Here is a 17,987-nt window from a genome sequence, read left to right on the forward strand (position 1 = left end):
CCCTCCCCCCCCCCTTCCCCTCCCCCCCCCCCCCCCCCCCCCCCCCCCCCCCCCCCCCCCCCCCCGCCCCGGTGAGGTCAGAACTCAAGCAGGTTCTCGCGGAAGGTCGGGTGGGTGTACCCGTTGCGGATGAGCCCGCGCTTGCGCAGCGCGGGTGCCAGACCGTCGGCGATCTCGCTGATGTAGCGGCGGGTCATCGGTCCGCGGATGAGGAACCCGTCACCGCCGGCCTCCTCCATGGCCTCGCCCATCTGCGCGGCGACGGTGTCCGGCGAACCGACGAACTTCATGCCGTAGCGGTCCTGCCGGGTGACCATCTCGCGCAGGGTCATGTTCTCGGTGCCCTTGAGCCTCGCCTTGGCCGTGGTGGTCTCGCCGTTGCCGAGCTGCTGGGGAACCGGGCCGTCGAGGTCGTACTTGGAGTAGTCGAAGGCGCCCCCACTCGTGTACGACATGTCCCACAGCCGGTTCTCGATGGCCTCGGGGGTGAACCTGAGGGCATCGGTACGGTCGAACACCTCCTGGGCGTCGGCGTCCGTCTCGCCCAGCGTCGGCAGGGCCATGAAAAGGATCTTCAGGTCCTGCGGCTTACGGCCGTGCTTGATGAGCCGCTCGTCCATGTCCTGGCGGAGCGCCTTCATCGCCGCGGGATCCTCGGCGAGGGCGAGCATCGTGTCCGCGTGCCGGGCGGCGAGCTCCCGGCCCGGTACGGAGTTCCCCGCCTGCGCGACCACGGGCCGCCCCTGAGGTCCCGGAACGGTGTTGAGCGGCCCGCGCACCTTGAAGTGCTTGCCCTCGTGGTGGATGGGACGGACCTTGGTGTGGTCGACGTAGCGGGGCTCGTCCTGGTCCATGAGCACCGCGTCGGGATCCCAGGACTCCCACAGGGCGCTGACGACGTCCATCCACTCCTCGGCCATGGCATAGCGGTCGGCGTGCGCCATGTGCTGGTCGTAGCCGAAGTTCTGGGCCACCCGGTGGCTCACCGAGGTGACCACGTTGACCCCGGCCCGGCCCTCGGTGAGGTGGTCCAGCGTTGTCATCAGCCGCGCGGCGATGAACGGCGGGTACTGGATCGTCGAGATCGTGCCGACCACGCCGATGTGCTTGGAGGCGCTGGTCAGCAGCGGGATGAGCGGCATGGGGTCGTTCTTCGGCGCCATCCGGCCGTACTTCAGGGTCGCCTCCATCGACCCTCCGTAGGTGTCCTCGACCATCGACGAGTCCTCGATGAACAGCATGTCGAAGCCCGCGCGCTCCAGCGCCGTCGTCAGGTCCACGTAGAACCCCGGCTTCATCCAGTCCGTGCCGTTGGTGCCGGCCCACGGGCCGTGCCAGGGCGGCTGGATGCCGAAGCCGCTGCCGAGAAACCATCCGAGACGAAACATGGTCGTGCACTCCTTAGACGAGCCCTGTACGAGGACTGGGCGGACTACTTGGCGGACGAGAGGGACATGGCGGAGAAGTCGGTCTGGTTGTCCGACCGCCACGCGAAGCCGTCCACGGTCGAACGCATCGCCTTGTCCGGCTGGATCTGTGCGATGAAGACGATGGGCGCCTGGTTGATCAGGATCCGCTCCGTGGCGTTGAAGGCCTTGCCCGCGGCCTTGGTCGTCGGGTCGGCCTCGGCGTCGGCCTTGGTCTTGGCGGCGTAGAAGTCGGAGGCCTCCCACTTGGCGAGGTTGTTCGGGCTGTCCTTGCCGGTGTAGATGCCGAGCTCGTACGACGGCGTGAGGGTGGTGGCGCTGTCGCGCAGCACCCAGGCCTGGAACGTTCCTTCGGCACGGCCTGCGGTGATCGCGGCATCGGGCTGCTGGTTGATCTTCACGTCGAACCCGGCGGCCTTGGCGTACGTCTGGATCTGGATCGCCGCCTGCTGCATGTCGGGGGCGGCGGCGCTCACGGTCAGGGTGAAGGAGACGCCGCTGCCGAAGCCGGCGTCCGCGAGCATCGCCTTCGCCTTCTTGGGGTCGTAGGTGAAGTCGGTGAAGCCGGATCCGTCGTAGCCGGGAGCGTCGCTGCGCAGGAACGACGGGCCGTTGCGCTGCGCGAGGCCGTGATAGACGTTGTCGATGATCTTCTGGTAAGGCACCGCGTAGGCGAAGGCCTGCCGCACGGCGGTGTCGTTGAACGGCGCCTTGTTGGTGACCAGCGGGATCATGATGAACTGGTTCGGACTGTCGACCGCGGCGAGCTTGACCCCGGAACCGCTGGACTTGAGGTCCGTCATGTCCGCGGGCAGCAGGTTCTCGGCGAGATCGGCCTGGTTGTTCCGCACCGCGTTGGCACGTGTGCCCGCGTCGGCCACGATTTTGATCGAGATGTTCTTGATCTTGGGCGCGCCGAGGACGAACTTCGGGTTCGCCTCAAGGACCACCTGGACGCCAGGCGTGTCGGACTTCACCTTGTACGGTCCGAACCCGTGGTTCGGGTTCTCCGACGACCAGACCACCGCGTAGGGATCCTTGTCCGTCGCGTGCTGCTTGAGGAGCTTGCTGTCGTAGATCTGCGTCGTACGGTCGGAGAGCAGCGCGAGCAGGGTCGTGCCGTATCCGGGGTTGGCGACGGTGATGCTGACCTTGTGGTCGTCGATCTTCTTGAACTGCTTCATGCTGGTGATGACCGGTGTCCAGACCGCCGGACCATTGCCCTTGGGACTCTCGAACTTCCGCGTGAAGCTGTAGATCACGTCGTCGGCGGTCAGGTGGTTGCCCGCGGCGCTGATCGCGTCCTTGAGGGTGAACGTGTAGGTGCGGCCGTCGTCGCTGACCTTGTACCCCGAAGCCAGGTATCCGTCGAACGTGTTCACGTCCTGCTGCAGCGAGTCGCTCTTGGAGCTCTTGACGTAGGGCTTGCGCAGCAGCGTGGCCTGCGTGTTGATCTGGGCCTCGTGGGAGGGCGCGCCGTTGTCCGGTGCCCAGCCGAGCGTGCTGTCGGGGGCGACGACCCGCAACGTGTTGGCTGTGGTCTCGGCGCTGCCGGAGCTGCCGCCGCTCGTGCACGCGGTCAGCGCGATCGTCGTGCTGACGGTGAGGGCGGCGAGGCGGAGAAGCGTGGCGCTCGTCGTACGACGACTGCGGCGGGAGACGCCGGCGGTGCTGGCGCGTCTTGTCATCGGAGAACTTCCCTTGCGGTGTGCGGGCCCGAATTCGGGTCCTTGAAAGGTCTTTTCGGGTCCTTGAAGGTCTTCTGCGCTCCGCGGAGCGGGCTCGAATAACCGGCCCCCGGCTCCCTGCGGCTCTGGTATTACTCTTGACGTGCGGTGTTTCTGGCCGGGCCCGCACCAGTTACGCTCTATTGCGCCACTTGCGAGTCCCTTTCCGGACCGGAAAAGGCCCGCCACAGCGGCAGCTCTTCCGAGTTACAAGTCTGTTGCGCCGGAAGGGAATTGCCCGAAGATCCAGCCCTAGGCCGCGGGCGTGGTGTGTCCCCGGTAGGCGTCCAGCAGACGCATTGTGTAGGGGTGCTCGGGCGCGTCGATAATTCGCTGCGTGGGCCCGTGCTCGACGATCTTTCCGTGGTACATGACGACGAGTTCGTCGGCGATGAACGCGGTGGCGGGGAGCCCGTGCGACACGAACGTGAGACCCGCCTGTTCCTCGGCGCAGTACTTCTTCAGCATGTTGAGGATCGAGCCCTGCACGGAGACGTCGAGCGCGGACACGACCTCGTCGCACACGAGCAGCCGGGGCGAGACGACCATCCCCCGGGCCAGGGCGAACCTCTGGCGCTGACCGCCGGACACCTCGGAGGGATAGCGGTCGGCCTGTGCGGGCGAGAGACCGAGCCGTTCCAGGACGCTGTCGACCTGTGCGTCGGCCGCCTCCTCGTCGAGTCCGTGCAGCAGGGTCGCCGGGCGGCGCACCGCGTCGCGCAGCGTCCGGCGCGGGTCGAACGACGATGTGGTTTCCTGCCCGACGAACTGCAGGGTGCGCCGGGCGTAGACGCGGTCGGTCCGCGTCGCGGCCAACAGCCCTACCAACTCACGGCCGTTGAGGGTGACACTGCCCGACGAGGGACGTTCGAGGCCCACCATCATGCGCGCCAGCGTCGACTTGCCCGATCCGGATTCTCCGACGATGCCGATCATCTTGGTCGAGTCGAACGTCAGAGAGACGTCGTCCACCGCCGTGAACCTGCCGTGGCCGCGACCGCCGAAGTGCTTGGACACACTGTCGACTTCGAGCAGCGAGTACGAGGTGTCACGACGCTGAGGTGTCTGTTCGGTGAGGGTCATCGCTGCGCTCCCGTCGCGGCGAGCTCGGCTGCGACGCGCGCCAGAGTCGGCAACTCGTCGAGGTTCGCGCTCTCGAGCGTCGGGATACAGCGCAACAACCCGACGGTGTAAGGGTGGGTCGCCGTCTCGGCGAGAGTCCGGGAGGCGCCGTGTTCCACGATCCGGCCTCCGTACATCACCATCGTGCGGTCCGCGTAGTCCTGGCACAGGTGGATGTCGTGGCTGACGATGAGGAGCGACGCACCGAAGTCGTCGGTCAGCTCGACGAGCAGCTCCATCGCCTCGCGCGAGAGCGAGGCGTCGAGAGCGCTGGTCGGTTCGTCGGCAATCAGCAGCCGGGGACTGCCCGCGAGTGCGAGCGCCAGCATGGCGCGTTGGCGCATGCCACCGGACAGCTCGTAGGGACGGGCCTTCATCACCCGGTCGGTGTCGGTGAGTCCGACCCGGGTCAGCCATTCCCGAGCCCGGTCCTTCTGCTCCTTGCGCGTCAGCTTGTCGTTGGCGCGCAGCACCGCTCGCAGCTGGCTGCCGATCGTCCACACCGGATCGAGGGACGTCATGGCGTCCTGGAACATCATCGACATGCCCGGTGTCCGACGTGGCACGCGGGAACGTTCGCTACGGGCGAGCGTGGCGCCGTCGAACGTCACGGTTCCGGCGGTGATCTCCACGTCGGGACCCGTGAGGAAACCGGCGACGGCGAGACCCATGGTGGTCTTGCCCGACCCGGACTCGCCGACGAGCGCGACCCGCTCACCGCGGTCGATGGTCAGGCTCACACCGTCCAGCGCCGTCACCGGACGGGGCCCCGAGGCGCCGTATCGCACCGTCAGGTCCGTCACGGCCAGCAGCGGCGGCGTGACGTCTTCTTCCTGCTGGGCGGGGGTCGTCGCTTCCTTGAGTGCGATCTCAGACATGGCAGCTCCTCGTGATGTCGTCACCTCGGCCATTGGCCCGGATCAATGCCGCCTGCCGATGAGGCGATGGCCGGCATTGGAGTACGCCACGACGCAGAGCGTCATCGCGAGGGCGGGGAACAGCCCAGACCACCATCGGCCGACGGCCGCGTCCGAGGCACCGCCCGCGATCATCGAGCCCCATTCGGGCGTCGGAGGCTGCAGCCCGACCCCGAGGAATCCGAGCGCGGACGTGATCAGGATGGCCACGCTGAACAGCACGGTGGAGTTCTCCAGGGCGGGCCAGCTGCTGTTCGGCAGGACATGGCGCACGGTGAGCCGGAACTCGCTCTCGCCTGCCATACGGGCCGCGTCGAGGTAGGCCTCGCTGCGGACCCGCAGCACCTCCGTGCGCACGAGTCGGGCCTGGATGGGAAAGAGGATCACGGCCAGCGAGATGATGAGGGTGCGGACGCTGGCACCGAAGAACGCCACGAGTACCAGGCCGATGACCACGGTCGGGATGGCCTGCATGAGGTCCAGGGCGCGGGCCATGAAGCGGGCCAGCGGGCCCAGCAGGCGCCCCTTGGACTCGTTCATGCCGATGAGCAGACCGAGCGAGATGCCGACCACGGTGGCGATGACCGCTGTCGTGAGGGCGATCTGGATGTCGTTGCGCGCTGCCGCCAGGACCCGGGAGAAGATGTCGAGCCCGGAGGAGTCGGTGCCGAACCAGTGCGATCCGCCTGGCTTGATGTGCGGGCCTGCCACGGCCTGCGTCGCGCTCCATGGCGTGATCCACGGTCCGACGAGGGCCAGCAGGAGGAAGAGGAGAGCCGGGACGAGGGCTCCGTACCTGGTCAGCCGCTGAAGCGGCCGGGGACGACGGGGTTCCACTACGGTCGGAGCCGCGGCGTCGGCGGCCTCGGTCGGAGTCGGCTCGGGCGCCTGGCGCGCCCCGACGATGGTCGTGTCATCGACACCGACGGTGGTGTCCTCGATCTGCGACATCAGACTGCCCCTTCTGTGGCGCCGGGGCGGCGCCGCGGATCGACCAGCATGTTGACGATGTCCACGAGCAGGAAGACCGTCAGGGACATCCCTGCGATGAGCAGGAGGAAGGCCTGCAGCGACACCAGGTCGGCCGTGTTCACGGCGGCGATGCCGAACGAGCCGAGACCCGGCAGGCTGAACAGCTGCTCGATCACCACGGCACCACCGAGCAGGGTGCCGAACATGGTGCCGAACATGGCGATCGCCGATGGCGACGACCGACGGATGATGCTGGTCAGCACCATCACCCTCGACGCGCCGGAGGCGATCCGGAACCGCGTCGCCGGTGCGTCGCAGGAGTCCTGCACCGCGCGGACGAACAGCTTCATCAGGAACGGTGTGTGGGTGACGATCAGCACCAGCTCCGGGAGGGCGAGATGCCCGGCGATCGACGACACGAGATCCCAGCGGCCGGACAGGATCGCGTCGAGCAGGGGGAACGACGTGATCTCGGGCGGCCCCTGCATCAGGCTGTCGTAGAGGCCGAGCGGGGCCGGTGCCCAGTGCAGCACCGCGTAGAAGACGTAGATCGCGGCGACGCCGAGCACGAAGTCGGGCACCGCGCCCGCCGTGCGTGCGTACTGCGTCAGCGCCTTGGCGACGATGCTGCCTGGGCGCAGCAGGACGAACAGCGAGGCGGCCACGGTGAGCAGCAGGCATCCGCCCATGGCGATCGCCGCGAGCTCGATCGTCTGGGGAATCCGGTGTGCCAGGTCGGAGCCGACCGGGACGCCGGTGATCATCGAGCTGCCGAAGTCGAGGGTGGCGACATGCCCGAGATAGGTCGTCAGCTGCTCCCAGAGACTCCCGCTGAGACCGAGTGACTCGCGTGCCTTCGCGATCTGCTCAGGCGTCACGGGCTGTCCCGCCGTCATCGTGGACACGGGGTCACCAGGGATCAGCCGTACGAGGAAGAAGACCACGATCGAAAACAGGAACAGGTGTACTGGAAGCACGGCGACACGGCTTATCCACCAGCGATTCCGGCGCCAGATCACTGTCATTCGCCACTCCGGAGGTTCGAGATGTGCTGACCGGCGGAGTGCCAATCAGTTCCCTTCATCGAGTGGGTCGAGAGTATGAACCGGCTGTTTCGCAGCAATATCCCCGACGTTCCGCGCCGTTTGCGCTGGTTCACGACCGCGCGCCGCGTCGTGCGCAAGGGATCTCGCACGCTCCCCACCGGTCCGGTCCTGCCTCACGTCGGTTGCGTGCCACCGCTCGTGGGGAGCCTGCGAACCTGCTGGTCATCGAGGCGCGGAGGGGCGGCCGGACAGGGGCGGGACGGATGCCTCGGACATTCGGCCGCGCACAGGACAGCTCCCCGTGCGACGCTCACGCCGTGGCCTCTCGCGCCGCCTGACGGGCCGGGCGAACGGCCCGGCCCGGACGGTGTCCGCACCCAAAGAATATTCAGCGGCGGGCCCAGGAAATACCCGCGAAACAGTTGCGCCGTACGTTCGGGCCACGCCGCCACCGGGTCGGATTGTCGGCTCGCGTGTCGGCCGATAAGGGCCTGCGGACACAAGGGAGCTGACATGAACGCGTACCCCGCAGATCTCGGAAGCGACGTCGATCGAGACGGGGCGGAGCTATGAACAAGGGGGCTGCCGCTCTGTTTCGTATGCGTCGGGAGTACGCGGAGCTGTTGCAGAGATCGCCGCGCCGCGTGCACGACCTCCTGCGCACGTCCATCAGGGACGGCCTGCTGCTGCCCGACGATCGTCTCAGCGAGGACGCACTCGTCCATGAGCTGGCCACCAGCCGCAACGCGGTGCGCGAGGGCCTGCAGATGCTGGCCTCGCTCGGGGTCGTGGAGCGGGTACCGCGCGTCGGCACGACGATTGTGGGCGGTCTCGTGCAGATCCCGCTCGATCCCGTGCCGGGGCGGCATCAGCCCGACGGGATGGCGGTGCAGCGACTCGAGGACAGAGTCGTGCCGTCGACGGCCCTCATCCGCGAGAGGCTGTGCACCGATGCCAGCGAGGTCGGCATGATCGAGCACATCTACTCGATGGGCGGCAAGCCTCTAGGGGTGCGGGCCGCCTATTACCACAGCGCGCTGCGACCTGACGGTGGATGGGGTCAGCCGCTCGACCTCGACACGGCGTTCGAGTTCGTCTGGGGCCCACCTGTGGGGCGCGTGGACACGGCCATCAACGCGCTCGTGCTGGATTCGCGCACGTGCCGACTGCTGGAGGCCCCCGAGGGCACGCCCGGGCTGGTCAAGGAGCAGGTGGTCCACGACGCCGACGGAGTCCCGCAGGAGTTCGCGTACTCGCACTGGCGCGCCGACCGGGTCAGCTTCACCGCCAGCCGCCTCGGCGTGGACGGCCCCGTCATCTCCGACTAGGTGTGCTGGTCGGGTAGCCGGAGCCCATTGCTGGGCCCTGGCCCCCTCCGAGTGAAGTAGGCCACCGACGAGGTTCCCGTGGCTCGGGTCCTTTTCCGACGGCCCCTTCCCGAACCGGACGGGCCCGATTTCCAGGCATCCGGCTCTCCAGTGGTCACTTCCGTATCGTCGTGGTCGACCGCCCGGCGTGGGTGTCCTCGTGGCATTGGCGGCAGATCACGAGAGTTTTCCGTCGCCGTTTGGCCATGAGGTAGACCCATGCCGGTTTCTCACGCCGTCCGGGCTTGTTGAGGTCGGCGAGCTTGCGGACGTGATGCACTTCCAGGTTCGTCCGGGCTTCGCAGATCTCGCAGCAGTCGGCAAGGAGTCGGTGGATCAGCTCGTTGCGCTTGCTGCTGGCCATGACGGTTTTAAGATCACTGAGTGTCGCTGTGCGCTGTCGTTTGAGCGGTATCCCGCCGAAGCGGGCGACCAGTGGTTTCCTTCTCCCCACGCACCACAGCAATCCCGTCCGGAGTCACACACCCTCAACGCCACACCGGGCCCGCAGGACACGCACCACCACAACCGACCTGACCAAGCCATACTAGGAAATAAACGGCAATTCGCCTACATCAAACGCCCTCTAAGCGCCTGGCCGCAGGGTCGACGGGGTGTATCACCAGGCGCCGGCGCTGCGCCATAAGGAGACCCTGGCCGTGAGGGGCCGAGGGGTCCGGGCGATCGGGGCGGCGAGCATCGGCGCGCTGCGGGCGGCCGAACTGGGGCCGTACGGGATGCTCGGGGTCGGCCGCGTCTACAGGGCCTACGCCTCGGGGAGATCGACGGCGACGACGAGGTGGCGGTCGGGCAGGCCCCGGACGGAGAGTGGCACGCGCTGACCTGGCCGGTGGTCAACCTCCGGAACTCCTTCAGCTGGCCCGGTCGGCCCGGGTGCTCGACGGCGAGCGGGCCGCCCATCTGCTGGCGGCGCTGCGCGCGGTCTACTTTCCGCAGCGCACTACGGCCGCGGTGCGGTCCGTCTGCCGCCGCCAGGGCGAGACGGAGTTCGCCGGATGGCTGGCCGAACAGCGCGAGAGGACCGGCACTTCGGCGACCTCTGCGCGAGTCTCCGACCCTGCTCAGACGTCGTTCGAGGAACATAGGGCACTACCGTCGAGAATCATTGTAATCTCTTCGGAGACTGATTGAGTGGTGCCAGGCACACTGGCTGGCATCTATTCTTAGATTCAATCACTCCTCATTTGCATGAACTGGTATGTCTGTCATTACTAACCTCGCAGCTCCGGGCGACAGGAGAACTTGTGTACTTGGGAATGCCACTGCCTTACAGCAGCGACTTCGGACGTGCGGCTGCGGAGCTGACGGACCTGGAGCACGCGGGGCTGGACACCGTCTTCCTTGCGGAGGCGTACACGTTTGATTCTGTGAGCCAGCTCGGGTACCTCGCCGGGCGTACGTCGACAGTGAAGCTCGCGGCGGGGATCCTGAACATCTACAGCCGCACGCCCTCCCTTCTGGCGATGACCGCCGCGGGGCTGGACATGGTGTCCGAGGGCCGCTTCCTACTCGGCATCGGCGCCTCGGGCCCACAAGTCGTTGAGGGATTCCACGGCGTTCCGTACAACGCGCCGCTCGGGCGCACGCGTGAGGTCGTGGGGATCTGCCGCACAATCTGGCGACGAGAGCCGCTCGAACACAGCGGCGAGCACTACCAGCTGCCCCTCGGCACAGAGCGTGGCGGCACCGGCCTCGGAAAGCCGTTGAAGCTCATCAACACCCCGGTCCGCCCGCGCATCCCGATGTTCCTGGCAGCGATGGGTCCGAAGAACGTGACTCTTGCTGCCGAGCTCTTCGAGGGATGGGCGCCGCTGTTCTACTACCCGGAGCGAGCAGACGCCGCGTTCGGTGACGCTCTACGAGAGGGTGCGGCCCGGCGGAGTCCAGAGCTCGGAGAGCTCCATGTCATCGCCGACACGCATGTGGCAATCACTGACGATCTCGATGCGCAGAACCGAGCGATCATGAAGGTCCGCCGCCACCTTGCCCTTTACACAGGCGGCATGGGCGCACGCGGACGCAACTTCTACAATGCGCTGCTCTGCCGTTTCGGCTATGAGGACGCGGCACGCCATGTGCAGGATCTCTACCTCGCGGGCCGGAAGGAGGAGGCAGCAGCATCCCTGCCGGAGGAATTGGTGCGCGGAGTGTCGCTCATCGGCTCCGCGAGCGAGGTGAAGGATCGAATCGCCGCCTTCGCCGCGAGCGGCGTCGGAACGATCAATGTCGTGCCTCTGGCGGATGCCCACGAGGACCGCGTTCGCACGGTGGAGACGCTCAAGAATTTCTGCGGTTAGCCGCTCGGAGCCCGTGGCTCCGAGCGGCTAACCGCCATCGCGAGCCGGCGGCCGGCAGCCTTCGTCACGCTCCTCGGTGATGCCGGGCGGGTAGTCCACTCTCGCGGCAACGGCGTAGGACCCGGCGGCGATGTTGCTCCCAGCTGGGCCCTGCGACGGTGGATAGGGCGATGGCGGATCAGGCGACGTGCGGGCTCGGTGAGTCCCAGTCGGCGCCTACGAGGTCGGAGAAGTGGTGCACCTCGATGCCCCGCTTCGACATCAGCCAGGTGCCGTCCTGCCGACGGAACTCGTCGTGATAGGTGGCCGCGACGATCGTGGCACCCCCGCTGATGGGCACGCACTGGGCGGTGAGGTTGGAGATGCCTTTCGCCGTGTCGCCGGTGACATCGATGACGAGGTTGACCGTCCAGTGGTGCGTTGTCTTGAACGTCGGCCACATGGTCTCCCGGACGCCACGCTCGATCTCGGCCTTGCCGACGAACTCGCCCATCGTCGTGTTGGTCGCGTAGACCGCGTCGTCGGTCCAGATGCCGAGGAACAGATCCATGTCCCGACGGTCCATGCCGTGACAGTAGTTGTACACGAGCCTCGTGATCTCGCGTTCGCTCGTCAGGACGTCGAGGTCGGGAGAGATCGCAGTCATGATTCGTCCTTGTCATCGTGATGATACGAGCGCGACGATATGTGCATACACCGCACACCCATAGGCGCACATACCATGTCGGGACCCCCCTTGCGCGTTACGAGATCAAGACCTGCGGCGGTCGATCAAGCGGGGGTGGCGATCGTCTTGGCCTGGAGGAACTCCCGCCAGCCGTCGATGCCGTGCTCACGCCCCAGGCCGCTCGCCCCGTAGCCGCCGAACGGGGTGTCCGGAGCGTTGTAGATCGAGTTGTTCACGTTGACGGTGCCCGTCCGCATCCTGCGGGCGATCCGTTTGCCGCGTTCGACGTCGCGGGTCTGTACGTATCCGGACAGGCCGTACATGGTGTTGTCGGCGATCCGGACAGCCTCGTCGTCCCCGCCCGAGTACTTGAGAACTGAGAGCACCGGGCCGAACACCTCGGTCTGGGCGATCTCGGCGTCCTCGGCGACGTCGACGACGAGTGTGGGCTCGTACCAGAAGCCCTCGTCGCGGTCCGGCCGCTTCCCGCCGACGAGGACCCGGGCGCCCTGCTCCTTCGCGCGCTGGACCAGCCCGTCCATCCTGTCGACCTGGTCCCGCCGGATGATCGGACCGACGACGTTGTTGACGTCGCGAGGGTCGCCCATCGGGAGCGCCGCGACCGCCGCGGTCAGCCGCTCCACGACCTCGTCGTAGAGGCTCTCGTGGACGACCATCCGGGTGGCCAGGGTGCACCCCTGTCCGCTGTTCAGCATGCACATGAAGGCGCTGTACGGCACCGCGATGTCGAGATCGGCGTCCTCCAGGAAAAGGTTCGCGGACTTGCCGCCGAGCTCAAGCACGACTTTCCGGACGCCCCTCGCGGCACGCTCGGCGATACGCTCCCCAATCTTGGTCGAACCGGTGAAGTGGAACATGTCGACGCGCGGGTCGCCGGTCAGCCCGTCACCGCCGACGGCGTTGTCCGACGAGCTGTAGATATTGACGACGCCGTGCGGGATGTCGGTGTGCTCGGCGATCACCCGCGCGAGAGCAGCGCCCGCGAGCGGGGTCTCCGGCGCTGTCTTGAGCACCACGGTGTTGCCTGTCGCGAGTGCGGGGACGAGCTTCCACAGGTTGAGCATGGTCGGCGCGTTCCACGGGGTGATCGCTCCGACGACACCGTACGGCTCGTACCGCACGGTGCGCAGGCTGCGCATACCGAAGGCCTCGTACGGCGGGAACTCCTCCTCCCAGCCGAAGGAGTCGACGAGGTCCATCGAGAACGACATCTCCTCGATGGCACCGTCGATCAGGCCGCCGACGCTCGCGCACAGGCCCGCCTCGGCGACGTTGAGCTCCTTGAACCCGGCGGCCTCCTTGCGGAGCCCCTTCTGCAATTGCAGGAGGCACCGCTTGCGGAAGGCGTGATCGGTCGACCACGACGTTGTGTCGAACGCCGTGCGCGCGGCCGTGACGGCAGCCGCGACGTCGTCGGCGGTCGCGTCGGCGGCGGTACCCACGACCGACTCGTCGCTCGGATCGATCACCTCGAACCTTCGGCCGCCGCTTGCCTCCCGTAGTTCCCCGTCGATGAACAGACGGCCCTCGTTGCTGTCCATGGTCTTCCTCTCTCGGCGCGCACTGCTTCAGACGTGACGCTGCACCGCCCCGACCGGGTACGCGCTCGATCTGCCTATGGCAAGGCGCAACAGATCAGGACCGCTGCGCCCAGCCGACTCATGCGACGCGTCCTAGTAGACGAGCGCTCCGGCGTCGACCGGCATGGCGGCCCCGGTGACGTAGCGTCCCGCGTCGGACACCAGGTAGGCGATCGCGTTGGAGATGTCGACCGCCTCCACCATCGGGATCGGCAGCGTGTTGTGCATGGCCTCCCCCAGACTCGGTTGTACTTGGCTGAACTCGGCGAACTCCGGGTTGGCGATCATCGGGGTGTTGACGCCGGTGGGATGCAGGGTGTTGCACCGGATCCCGTACGGGCCCAGAGAGTTCGCGTACGCGCGCATCAGACCGACGACGCCGTGCTTGGCCGCGACGTAACCGAGGAACCCGTCATTCTTGACGGCCAGTTCCCGGATCGGCCCCTTCAGCCCCGCGGTGGAGCTCGTGATGACGATGGAGCCGCCCTCACCCTGCTCGATAAGGCGCGGAATCGCGGCCTCACAGGTGTGCAGCACACCGGTGAGCATGATGTCGACCGCGTCGTGCCACGCCTGACGTCGCCGGGCCTGCTCACCGATGATGGGCATGATGCCGGCGTTGGCGAGCACGATGTCGACCCGGCCGAACTCGGCGACACCCTCGTCGAGCACCGCCTGCACCGCGGCCTGATCCCGGACGTCCGCCTTGCGAGCGATGATTCGGCGGCCGAGGGTCTCCACGAGCTTCACGGTTTCCGCGAGGTCCGCGTCGTCCGCCCCTGCGTAGGCGACCGTGTCGAGCGACTCGCAGATGTCGAACGTGACGATGTCGGCGCCCTCTTCGGCCAGCCGGACCGCGTGTGACCGGCCCTGGCCGCGAGCTCCACCACTGATGAATGCGACCTTGCCGTCGAGAGTTCCCATTGCCTTCTTTGTCCCTTCGTTGGATCCACTCAGCAGGACCGGGGTAGGCCCAGGCCCTCGGTTCGGGTTCGGGTTGTGGTTGGGGTCTCGAACAAAGCGACCGCAAGGTCGGGATGATGCGGCCCTGCCCGGAAACCCTTCGCTACTGCCACACCAGGCTGAGCCGGTCCGAGCCCATGACCCCGCCGCCGTGGTACGTCACGGGCTGGTCGCTGTCGACGCTGAAATCCGGGATGCGGGCGAGCCACGTCGAGAGCGCTGTGGTGATCTCGGCGCGCGCGAGGTGCGAGCCGAGGCAGCGGTGCGGGCCGCCGCCGAAGGCCGGGTTCACATTGGTCTGACGGTCGAGCACGGCTACGGTGGGGTCGGCCGCCACCTGGGGATCACGCGAGGCCAGCACGGTCGACAGCAGGACCAGGTCGCCCTTCTTCATCTTGACACCGGCGAACTCGACGTCCTGCGCAACGGTGCGGGACGCGTTCACGAACGCGGTCAGCCGCAGCAGTTCCTCGACTGCGGCCGGGATCACGGCGGGGTCCTCCACCAGCCGTCGCCGGTCCTCCGGGTGTTCGGCGAGGTACTTGAAGATGGACACCAGCGCGGTCGACACCGTGTCCAGGCCCGCGAGGAACAGCTGCATGCAGGTGTCGAGGACCTCTTGCTTGGTGATGTCCCGGCCACCGACCTTGCCCTGGACGAGGAAGCTTATGAGGTCGGGCTTCGGGCGCTCGGTCACTTCGTCGATGAGTTGGTCCAAGTAGGCCGTGACGTTACGCGTTCCTGACGCGATCCGGTCCGGATCGCCGTGGAGCATGTCGTCCTCCCAGCTGAGGAACTCCTCGGCCCGCTCGGCCGGGATGCCGAGCATCCCGGTGAACAGGATCGTCGGGTAGGGCTGAGCGAACTCGTGCAGGAAGTCGCAGCCACCGCGCGGGGCGAGATCGGCCACCAGCTGCTCGCAGACCTCGGCGATGCGCTCCTTCATCTCGCCCACCGAGGTGGGCGAGAACGGTGCCATCAGCAGGCGCCGGTACCGCCCGTGCTCGGGCGGATCGATGCCGACCGGGATCAGCCGTCGCGCACCGCCGGCCTTCCGGCTCGGGCTGAGGTCGTTGGCGTTGGACCGGGTCTCGCTCGAGAAGTACTCGGGGTGCTGGGATGCTTCGCGGATGTCCTCCGCTCCCGTGATCACCCAGTACCCGCCGTGGGAGTTCGTCCAGAACACCCGCGCGTCGCGGACCGCGTCAAAACCCGCCCACGGGTCGGCGAGGAAGCTTGGATCCGTGTGGTAGTCGAAATCCTTCACAACCTCGGCCGGCACGTGCGCCGGGCAGCGCATCGCTGCGTTGTCGTCGTTGAGCACTGACATCGGGAATCCTTTCGCTGGGTATCAGGGCCGCACGCACAGACGACGGCCGGTTTCACTGTCCACGGATTCTCGGCGGCCCCATCGGGCCCCCCGGGGAGACTTCAGATCGCGGCGGGTGTCCTGGTGGAAGGCGCGCAGTTCGCCGACCATCCAGCGCTTGTCGCCCGCATCCCCTTCGGTCACGGCCAGCGGTCGGTAGTGCGGTGGGAGTTCGTCGGGTACTTGGAAAGAGCCGCCGGTGATCATGCGGTCGGCGATGGCAAGGCAGGCGACCGTCGGCGATACGCCGCCGGGCTGCCGCGGGTCCCGGACCTGACTGTCGTCTTCCGGCTCGTCGCACTTCTCCCGCGGGCCGGCGGTCGCTGAGACAGTTCCGGGCTTCGGGTGTGACGGCGTTCGGCCACACCCGGTAACGCCTCGGGTCGTGCCCAAGGCCGTTCACGACCACCTGGGCGCCTTCGCGCGCGAACAGCAGTGCGTCTGAGCGGCCCAGGCCGTTCCCGGCTCCGGTGATGATCGCAACGCGGCCGTCCAGCCCACCCATTGCGTTCTCCCTCATCGCCCACACGGCCACCTGACTCGGCACAGGCACCTGTTACTCAGTCATGTGGCTGCGCCGCAAACTAAAAATGACTGTAGTGATTACGTCAATATCAAGTCAACTAGTTCACATATATATTGAGGTACATACCTGTCGAATGACTGGGACTGATCTAAGAATGTAGCCATATCGGAGTCCGCAGCCACGCGGAGCATCTGCCCGGTGATCAAGCCGTCTTGAAGCTGGACCGGTGCCGGGTTTGCCAGCTCGGCTGCCGTGGCGCGGAAGGCATCCGGCATGTTGAAGCGCTACAAGCGACCGCGTCCGGAAGCAGCCGGTGCCGCGGTCACCGACGCAGAGGCGGTGACCGCGGCCAGGCAGCCTGTCGACCTGAATCCATTTTGCAGCTGGTCGAACGGCCATTTCAGGTATCGCTCTACGTCATTAGTGGATCGGAGCCCAGAATATTGGCCGTTCGCCGGCTCGCCTGGCACTGGCCGAACCGGATCAGGACGGAACCGACGGGGCAGCTTCCTCCGGAACGATCGTCTTCAGTTCCGTGTAGATGTCGATGCCCTCGACGCCGTACTCGCGCCCCACGCCGGAACACTTGTAGCCGCCGAAGGGAGCCCGCCGCTCGGCGCGATACTGATTGACACCGTATGTCCCGGTCCGTACCCGGCGAGCGACGTCCAGGCCAGCGTCGGCATCCTGCGTCCACACCGAGCCCGCCAACCCGTAGTCACTGTCGTTGGCGATGCGAACCGCGTCATCCACGTCGTCGTACGGGATCACGGCCAGGACCGGGCCGAAGATCTCCTCGCGTGCGATGCGCATGTCATTGGAGACATCGGCGAAGACGGTCGGCTTGACGTACCAGCCGGTGTCCAGCCTCTTCGGCGCTCCGGTTCCGCCGGTCACCATCCGGGCACCTTCGGCCAGGCCGATCTCGATGTAGCCGTTGACCCGGTCGCGCTGCCGGGCCGCGGCCAGCGGGCCGATCTCGGTCGCCGGATCCATGGGGTCCCCGACCTGCATGCTTTCGACCATGCCCGCGACGGCCTCGACGACATCGTCGTAACGCTCGCGGCTGGCGAGGATACGCGACTGCAGAACGCACACCTGGCCGCTGTTGGCCAGCGACGCCGAACGCAAGCCCCGCATCGTACGCTCCAGATCGGCGTCGTCCAGGATGATCGCCGCCGACTTGCCGCCCAGTTCGAGGGTGCACCGTTTGAGCTGTTCGCCGCAGATCGCCCCGATCCGACGCCCGGCCGCGGTCGAGCCTGTGAAGGCCACCTTGTCGACGCCCGGATGCGACACGAGGTGCTCGCCGGCCTCACCACCGGCCGGCACGACGTTCAGGACCCCGGCGGGGAGGCCTGCCTCGATGAACATGTCGACCATGAGGTAGGCGTCGAGCGGTGTCTCGGGCGCCGGTTTGAACACCACCGTGTTACCGGCCAGCAGCGCTGGGACGATCTTGCTCATCGCGACGAGTTGCGGGCCGTTCCACGGGGCGATGGCCGCCACCACGCCCATCGCCTCCCGCCTCACGTACACCGGTGTACCGAACGAACCGGTGCGCTGTTCCTCCCACGGATAGGTTTCGGCCAGATCCAGGTTGGTCGTGAGCATCGAGAGCGGACCGGGTGCCTGCGCCATGCGCGAGAAGGCGGTCGGCGATCCCATTTCCAGCGTGATGAGATCGGCCATCTCGTTCAGGCGCTTGGCGTAGAGACCGGCGAATCGCCGCAGGATCTCCGCCCGTTCCTGCGGAGGCCGCAGGGCCCAATCCGTGTCGTCGAACGCGGTCCGGGCGGCGGACACCGCGGCGTCGATGTCACGGACAGAGGCCTCTGGCACCCGGCCGACGACCTGCTCCGTGTGCGGATAGATGACGTCGATCGTCCGTGTCGAATCAGGCTTAACCCACTCACCGCCGATGAACAAGGTGTCCCGAGTCAGTTCTCCCATTGCTTCTCCCTT

General features: G+C 67.1%; 15 protein-coding genes. 3 read left to right on the top strand and 12 right to left on the bottom strand.

What is annotated here, in order from left to right; all coding sequences use genetic code 11:
- Positions 1-77: 77 nt before the first annotated feature.
- The 6 genes from ACZ5VQ_RS36860 to ACZ5VQ_RS36885 all read right to left on the bottom strand — a co-directional run bounded on the left by ACZ5VQ_RS36860 (position 78) and on the right by ACZ5VQ_RS36885 (position 7,190).
- Positions 78-1,388 carry an NtaA/DmoA family FMN-dependent monooxygenase gene (locus ACZ5VQ_RS36860; protein WP_469108758.1) on the bottom strand — a complete coding sequence of 437 codons (1,311 nt, stop codon included), beginning with the start codon at positions 1,386-1,388 and terminating at the stop codon, positions 78-80.
- Positions 1,389-1,432: 44 nt separating this feature from the next.
- Positions 1,433-3,115 carry an ABC transporter substrate-binding protein gene (locus ACZ5VQ_RS36865; protein ID WP_469108759.1) on the bottom strand — a complete coding sequence of 561 codons (1,683 nt, stop codon included), beginning with the start codon at positions 3,113-3,115 and terminating at the stop codon, positions 1,433-1,435.
- A gap of 291 nt (positions 3,116-3,406) precedes the next feature.
- Complete coding sequence (locus ACZ5VQ_RS36870; RefSeq protein ID WP_469108760.1) at positions 3,407-4,237, bottom strand: ABC transporter ATP-binding protein; 831 nt, start codon at positions 4,235-4,237, stop codon at positions 3,407-3,409.
- A complete protein-coding gene (locus ACZ5VQ_RS36875) occupies positions 4,234-5,154 on the bottom strand; it encodes an ABC transporter ATP-binding protein (RefSeq protein WP_469108761.1) in 921 nt (306 codons plus the stop codon). The genes ACZ5VQ_RS36870 and ACZ5VQ_RS36875 overlap by 4 nt, the downstream gene beginning before the upstream one ends.
- Positions 5,155-5,196: 42 nt before the next feature.
- Positions 5,197-6,144 carry an ABC transporter permease gene (locus ACZ5VQ_RS36880; RefSeq protein ID WP_469108762.1) on the bottom strand — a complete coding sequence of 316 codons (948 nt, stop codon included), beginning with the start codon at positions 6,142-6,144 and terminating at the stop codon, positions 5,197-5,199.
- Positions 6,144-7,190, bottom strand: a complete 1,047-nt coding sequence (locus ACZ5VQ_RS36885) for an ABC transporter permease (protein ID WP_469108763.1) — start codon at positions 7,188-7,190, stop codon at positions 6,144-6,146. Before ACZ5VQ_RS36885 ends, ACZ5VQ_RS36880 begins: the two co-directional genes overlap by 1 nt.
- 620 nt (positions 7,191-7,810) lie before the next feature.
- Between ACZ5VQ_RS36885 and ACZ5VQ_RS36890 the strand changes: the two genes are divergently transcribed.
- A complete protein-coding gene (locus ACZ5VQ_RS36890; RefSeq protein ID WP_469108764.1) occupies positions 7,811-8,539 on the top strand; it encodes a GntR family transcriptional regulator in 729 nt (242 codons plus the stop codon).
- Positions 8,540-8,693: 154 nt separating this feature from the next.
- On the opposite strand, the gene ACZ5VQ_RS36895 is transcribed toward ACZ5VQ_RS36890, so the two are convergent.
- Positions 8,694-8,942, bottom strand: a complete 249-nt coding sequence (locus ACZ5VQ_RS36895; RefSeq protein WP_469108765.1) for an HNH endonuclease — start codon at positions 8,940-8,942, stop codon at positions 8,694-8,696.
- A 250-nt stretch (positions 8,943-9,192) separates the two neighbouring features.
- Here ACZ5VQ_RS36895 and ACZ5VQ_RS36900 point away from each other — a divergent pair, with 250 nt between their 5' ends.
- Together ACZ5VQ_RS36900 and ACZ5VQ_RS36905 are read left to right on the top strand one after the other, a co-directional pair.
- Positions 9,193-9,420, top strand: coding sequence for a TfuA-like protein (locus ACZ5VQ_RS36900; protein WP_469108766.1), 228 nt, complete (start codon positions 9,193-9,195; stop codon positions 9,418-9,420).
- Positions 9,421-9,843: 423 nt separating this feature from the next.
- The gene (locus ACZ5VQ_RS36905; RefSeq protein WP_469108767.1) at positions 9,844-10,896 is read left to right on the top strand and encodes an LLM class F420-dependent oxidoreductase; all 1,053 of its coding nucleotides are present in this window, start codon (positions 9,844-9,846) and stop codon (positions 10,894-10,896) included.
- 178 nt (positions 10,897-11,074) lie between these two features.
- On the opposite strand, the gene ACZ5VQ_RS36910 is transcribed toward ACZ5VQ_RS36905, so the two are convergent.
- The 5 genes from ACZ5VQ_RS36910 to ACZ5VQ_RS36930 form a co-directional block, all read right to left on the bottom strand.
- A complete protein-coding gene (locus tag ACZ5VQ_RS36910; RefSeq protein ID WP_469108768.1) occupies positions 11,075-11,542 on the bottom strand; it encodes a nuclear transport factor 2 family protein in 468 nt (155 codons plus the stop codon).
- A 125-nt stretch (positions 11,543-11,667) separates the two neighbouring features.
- On the bottom strand, positions 11,668-13,125 hold the full coding sequence (locus tag ACZ5VQ_RS36915) for an aldehyde dehydrogenase family protein (RefSeq protein ID WP_469108769.1): 1,458 nt from the start codon (positions 13,123-13,125) through the stop codon (positions 11,668-11,670).
- Positions 13,126-13,257: 132 nt separating this feature from the next.
- Complete coding sequence (locus ACZ5VQ_RS36920; protein WP_469108770.1) at positions 13,258-14,088, bottom strand: mycofactocin-coupled SDR family oxidoreductase; 831 nt, start codon at positions 14,086-14,088, stop codon at positions 13,258-13,260.
- A 142-nt stretch (positions 14,089-14,230) separates the two neighbouring features.
- Positions 14,231-15,457: a cytochrome P450 gene (locus ACZ5VQ_RS36925; RefSeq protein ID WP_469108771.1), complete on the bottom strand. Its 1,227-nt coding sequence runs from the start codon at positions 15,455-15,457 to the stop codon at positions 14,231-14,233.
- Between the two features lie 1,048 nt (positions 15,458-16,505).
- Positions 16,506-17,975, bottom strand: coding sequence for an aldehyde dehydrogenase (locus tag ACZ5VQ_RS36930; RefSeq protein WP_469108772.1), 1,470 nt, complete (start codon positions 17,973-17,975; stop codon positions 16,506-16,508).
- Between the last annotated feature and the right edge of the window lie 12 nt (positions 17,976-17,987).

The organism is Streptomyces sp. NPDC033178, assembly GCF_055577685.1.

Bases quoted from the DNA above. Each gene is read 5' to 3' on its own strand.
- ACZ5VQ_RS36875 (WP_469108761.1), bottom strand. From the start codon at position 5,154: ATGTCTGAGATCGCACTCAAGGAAGCGACGACCCCCGCCCAGCAGGAA.
- ACZ5VQ_RS36925 (WP_469108771.1), bottom strand. From the start codon at position 15,457: ATGTCAGTGCTCAACGACGACAACGCAGCGATGCGCTGCCCGGCGCAC.
- ACZ5VQ_RS36860 (WP_469108758.1), bottom strand. From the start codon at position 1,388: ATGTTTCGTCTCGGATGGTTTCTCGGCAGCGGCTTCGGCATCCAGCCG.
- ACZ5VQ_RS36910 (WP_469108768.1), bottom strand. From the start codon at position 11,542: ATGACTGCGATCTCTCCCGACCTCGACGTCCTGACGAGCGAACGCGAG.
- ACZ5VQ_RS36870 (WP_469108760.1), bottom strand. From the start codon at position 4,237: ATGACCCTCACCGAACAGACACCTCAGCGTCGTGACACCTCGTACTCG.
- ACZ5VQ_RS36915 (WP_469108769.1), bottom strand. From the start codon at position 13,125: ATGGACAGCAACGAGGGCCGTCTGTTCATCGACGGGGAACTACGGGAG.
- ACZ5VQ_RS36880 (WP_469108762.1), bottom strand. From the start codon at position 6,144: ATGTCGCAGATCGAGGACACCACCGTCGGTGTCGATGACACGACCATC.
- ACZ5VQ_RS36920 (WP_469108770.1), bottom strand. From the start codon at position 14,088: ATGGGAACTCTCGACGGCAAGGTCGCATTCATCAGTGGTGGAGCTCGC.
- ACZ5VQ_RS36895 (WP_469108765.1), bottom strand. From the start codon at position 8,942: ATGGCCAGCAGCAAGCGCAACGAGCTGATCCACCGACTCCTTGCCGAC.
- ACZ5VQ_RS36890 (WP_469108764.1), top strand. From the start codon at position 7,811: ATGCGTCGGGAGTACGCGGAGCTGTTGCAGAGATCGCCGCGCCGCGTG.
- ACZ5VQ_RS36885 (WP_469108763.1), bottom strand. From the start codon at position 7,190: ATGACAGTGATCTGGCGCCGGAATCGCTGGTGGATAAGCCGTGTCGCC.
- ACZ5VQ_RS36865 (WP_469108759.1), bottom strand. From the start codon at position 3,115: ATGACAAGACGCGCCAGCACCGCCGGCGTCTCCCGCCGCAGTCGTCGT.
- ACZ5VQ_RS36930 (WP_469108772.1), bottom strand. From the start codon at position 17,975: ATGGGAGAACTGACTCGGGACACCTTGTTCATCGGCGGTGAGTGGGTT.